Annotated in this window: 3 protein-coding genes; 2 read left to right on the top strand and 1 reads right to left on the bottom strand. The window is 74.1% G+C overall.

The window, feature by feature from the left end:
* Window positions 1-2,089, top strand: a 2,089-nt coding sequence (locus E2E34_RS31730) for a helicase C-terminal domain-containing protein (protein ID WP_138905304.1), incomplete at its 5' end; no start/stop codon positions are given.
* A gap of 91 nt (window positions 2,090-2,180) precedes the next feature.
* On the opposite strand, the gene E2E34_RS31725 is transcribed toward E2E34_RS31730, so the two are convergent.
* Complete coding sequence (locus E2E34_RS31725; protein WP_138905303.1) at window positions 2,181-2,717, bottom strand: VanZ family protein; 537 nt, start codon at window positions 2,715-2,717, stop codon at window positions 2,181-2,183.
* Window positions 2,718-2,820: 103 nt separating this feature from the next.
* On the opposite strand from E2E34_RS31725, the gene E2E34_RS31720 reads away from it, so the two are divergent.
* Window positions 2,821-4,479, top strand: coding sequence for a DNA repair helicase XPB (locus E2E34_RS31720; RefSeq protein ID WP_138905302.1), 1,659 nt, complete (start codon window positions 2,821-2,823; stop codon window positions 4,477-4,479).
* Window positions 4,480-4,516: the final 37 nt, after the last annotated feature.

The following is a 4,516-nucleotide window of genomic DNA, read 5'->3' as shown; positions in this document are numbered from 1 at the left end:
CCCGTCCCCCACCGGTCTGGGCCCGACCGTGGCCGAGGCGACCGCCGGGATGTCGCCGGGGCGCTGGCAGGAGACGCTGGCCGCCGCCGGGCTGCCGCCGACCCACGACCCGGTGTCGGCGGTCACGGCGCTCGCGGCCCTGTTCAGCGACCGGACGCGGATGTCCGCGCTGCTCGACACCGCCCCGCCCGAGGCGCTGATGGTGCTGGAGCGGCTGGTGTGGGGGCCGCCGTACGGCGAGGTCACACCGGACCCCGCGCCGCCCGTCCGGTGGCTGCGGGACCGGGGACTGCTGCTGCCGACGAGTCTGCGTACGGTCGTGCTGCCGCGCGAGGCCGCGCTGCATCTGCGGGCCGGGCGCGCGCACCGGGTGCCGGAGCCGGTGCCGCCCGTGGTCGCGCCGGCCCACGCGTACCGTCCACAGGTTGTGGACAGTACGGCGGCGGGCCAGGCGTACACGGCCCTGTCGACCGTCGAGGAACTGCTCAAGGACTGGAACGAGGGCGGCCCGGCCGTCCTGCGCTCCGGCGGCCTGAGCGTCCGCGACCTCAAGCGGACCGCCGCCGCGCTCGACGTGCCCGAGCACACGGCCGCCTTCTGGGTCGAACTCGCCTACGCGGCGGGGCTGCTGGCGTCCGACGGTGAGGCGGCCGAGCGGTACGCCGCCACGCCCGCGTACGACGAGTGGCTCGACCTCCCGCCGCAGGACCAGTGGACCCGTCTCGCCACCGCCTGGCTGCACGCCACCCGCACGGCCGGTCTGGTCGGCGGCCAGGACGCCAAGGGCCGGGTGCTGGCCGCGCTCGGCCCGGACCTGGACCGCTCGGCGGCCCCGGAGGTGCGCCACCGGGTGCTCTCGCTCCTGGCCGGGCTGGAGCAGGGCGCCGCGCCGGCCCCGGAACAGGTGCTGGCGCGGCTGCGGTGGGAGCGGCCGCTGCGGGGGGCTGCGGCGTCCGCGCCCGGTTCCGCAGCGCCGTCGGCGTCCGGAACCCCCGGTGACCTGCGTTCCCGTATCGCCCTGTGGACGCTCACCGAGGCGGAACTCCTGGGCGTGACCGGCCGGGGGGCGCTCTCCTCCCACGGGCGCGCGCTGCTGGCGGCCGGCGCCGCGCACCCGCGCGCGTCCGCCGCCGAGGAGGCCGCGGCGGCCGCCGCCGCCGCCGCCGCGCTGCTCGCTCCGCTGATCCCGGAGCCGCTGGACCACGTACTCCTGCAGGCCGACCTCACGGCCGTCGCCCCGGGGCCGCTGCGGCGTCCGCTGGCCGACACGCTCGACGTGCTCGCGGACGTGGAGTCGAAGGGCGGGGCGACGGTGTACCGCTTCACGCCCGCGTCCGTACGGCGCGCCCTGGACGCCGGCCGGGCCGCGTCCGACCTGCACACCTTCCTGGCCGAGCACAGCCGTACGCCCGTGCCGCAGCCGCTGAGCTACCTCATCGACGACGTGGCGAGGAAGCACGGGCATCTGCGCGTCGGGGCGGCGTCGGCATACGTGCGGTGCGACGACGACGCGATGCTCGGGGAGATCCTCGCCGACAAGCGGTCACAGGGCCTCGGGCTGAGACGCCTGGCCCCGACCGTCCTGGCGGCGCAGGCCGACCCGGCGGCGCTGCTCGAAGGGCTGCGCGGCATGGGCTTCGCGCCCGCCGCCGAGTCGGCGGCCGGAGACGTGCTGATCACCCGGGCCCACGCCTACCGGACCCCGCCGCGCACCGCGCCCGTACCGGTGCCGGAGGGCCCGCCGACGCCGGACGAGACGCTGCTGGGGGCGGCGCTGCGGGCGATCCGGGCGGGCGACATGGCGTCCACGGCGGTACGCAAGGAGGCCCCGGCGGCGGCCCCGTCCGCCGGCGAGCTGCCCCGCACCACCGCCGCCGAGACGCTGGCCACGGTCCAGGCCGCGGCCCTCACCGGGTCGGCGGTGTGGATCGGCTACGTCAACGCGGACGGGGCGGCGAGCCAGCGCGTGATCGCGCCGGTGCGGGTGGAGGGCGGCTTCGTCACGGCGTACGACCACACGGCGGACGAGGTCAGGACCTACCCCCTGCACCGGATCACGGGCGTGGCGGAACTGGCGGACAGCGCGTAGGCGGGGCGGGCACGGTCTCCGGCGTCAGGGAGCGCCCCGCCGGCCCCCGGGCGCCGGCGCCGGACCACGCGCGCTCACCGAGCCCATGGTCTCAGCGGCCGGAAGGCACCGTGTCCCCCTTCGCGCGCGGCACGCGCTTGGCGTGCACCGCGCGGCCGATCCGGCGGCCGAGGAGGAAGTAGCCGATGAGCGCGCCCGTCGTGTTGAGGATCACGTCGTCGACGTCGAACGCCCGGCCCTCCACGATCGCGCCCTGCGCCAGCTCCACCAGCACCATCACCACCACCGTGAGCGCCACCACCCGCAGCAGCCGCAGCGAGCGCGGCACCAGCACCGGCAGCAGCAGTCCGAAGGGCATGCCCAGCAGCAGGTTGCCGCCGATCTGCTTGCACGCGGCGAGGAAGGTGTAGTCCTCGGCGTACTGGCGCAGCGACGCGCCCGGCCGCAGGTTGGTCGTGACCAGCGCTTCCGACGCCTGCGACGGGGCGAGGGTCAGCCGCGCCAGTACGGCCGAGAAGAGCACGAGGCCCACGAAGGCCAGGGCGACCGCGAGGGCGCGGAGCACCGCCCGCCCCCAGGAGCGTCGAGGGCGGCGTGTCGCGTCCACTTCTTCCGCTTCAGCTGTCATGGACACCCGCTTACCCCGAGTCCCGACCCGTACCGCACGCGATGCTGCACACTGGACGTTTGGCCGTACCGGCCGACCTGCCGCAGAAAGGGCCGAAACCCGCGTGAACGGACCCCTCATCGTCCAGAGCGACAAGACGCTGCTCCTCGAAGTCGACCACGAGCGCGCCGACGACTGCCGTCGCGCCATCGCGCCCTTCGCCGAGCTGGAGCGCGCCCCCGAGCACATCCACACGTACCGGGTGACGCCGCTCGGACTGTGGAACGCGCGGGCCGCCGGACATGACGCCGAGCAGGTCGTCGACGCGCTCGTCGAGTTCTCCCGGTACCCGGTCCCGCACGCGCTCCTCGTCGACGTCGCCGAGACGATGGCCCGCTACGGCCGCCTGACCCTCTCCAAGCACCCCGTCCACGGTCTCGTCCTGACGACCACGGACCGCCCGGTGCTGGAGGAGATCCTGCGCTCGAAGAAGGTCCAGCCGCTGGTCGGCGCCCGGATCGACGCCGACACGGTCGCCGTCCACCCCTCCGAGCGCGGACAGATCAAGCAGACGCTGCTCAAGCTGGGCTGGCCGGCCGAGGACCTCGCGGGGTACGTCGACGGCGAGGCCCACGCGATCGACCTCGCGGAGGACGGCTGGGCGCTGCGCCCGTACCAGAAGCAGGCCGTCGAGGGCTTCTGGCACGGCGGCTCGGGCGTCGTGGTCCTGCCCTGCGGCGCGGGCAAGACGCTGGTCGGCGCGGGCGCGATGGCGCAGGCGAAGGCCACCACGCTGATCCTCGTCACCAACACCGTCTCGGCCCGCCAGTGGAAGCACGAGCTGGTGAAGCGGACGTCGCTGACCGAGGACGAGATCGGCGAGTACAGCGGTACGCGCAAGGAGATCCGCCCGGTCACCATCGCGACGTACCAGGTCCTGACGACGAAGCGGAAGGGCATCTACCCGCACCTGGAGCTGTTCGACTCCCGGGACTGGGGCCTGATCGTGTACGACGAGGTGCACCTGCTGCCCGCGCCCGTCTTCAAGTTCACCGCCGACCTCCAGGCGCGCCGGCGGCTCGGCCTGACGGCGACGCTGGTGCGCGAGGACGGCCGCGAGTCGGACGTCTTCTCCCTCATCGGCCCCAAGCGTTTCGACGCGCCGTGGAAGGAGATCGAGGCGCAGGGCTACATCGCGCCCGCCGACTGCGTCGAGGTACGCGTCAACCTCACCGAGAGCGAGCGCCTCGCGTACGCCACGGCCGAGACCGAGGAGAAGTACCGCTTCTGCGCGACCACCGCGACGAAGCGGAAGGTGACGGAGGCGCTGGTACGGAAGTTCGCGGGCCAGCAGATCCTCGTCATCGGCCAGTACATCGACCAGCTCGACGAGCTGGGTGAGCACCTGGACGCCCCGGTCATCAAGGGCGAGACCTCGAACGCGCAGCGCGAGAAGCTCTTCGAGTCGTTCCGGCAGGGCGAGATCAGCGTCCTCGTCGTCTCGAAGGTCGCGAACTTCTCGATCGACCTGCCGGAGGCGACGGTCGCGATCCAGGTGTCGGGTACGTTCGGCTCCCGCCAGGAGGAGGCCCAGCGCCTGGGCCGCGTGCTGCGGCCGAAGGCTGACGGCCACCAGGCGCACTTCTACTCGGTGGTCGCGCGCGACACGATCGACCAGGACTTCGCGGCGCACCGCCAGCGCTTCCTGGCCGAACAGGGCTACGCGTACCGGATCGTGGACGCGGACGAACTGATGGCGGGCGACGCCGACACCGCGTCGTAGGCACGGGAGGGGCGGGGGCTGTCTCTTATACACCTCT

Origin of the sequence: Streptomyces albidochromogenes (assembly GCF_005981925.1) — a bacterium.
In the GTDB taxonomy this organism is placed as follows: Bacteria; Actinomycetota; Actinomycetes; order Streptomycetales; family Streptomycetaceae; genus Streptomyces; species Streptomyces albidochromogenes.
The sequence above is the reverse complement of the archived record's forward strand: the minus strand, read 5'-3'. Positions and strand labels throughout refer to the sequence as shown.

Excerpts from the sequence above, each read along its gene's own strand:
- E2E34_RS31725 (WP_138905303.1), bottom strand. The coding sequence starts at position 2,717 with ATGACAGCTGAAGCGGAAGAAGTGGACGCGACACGCCGCCCTCGACGC.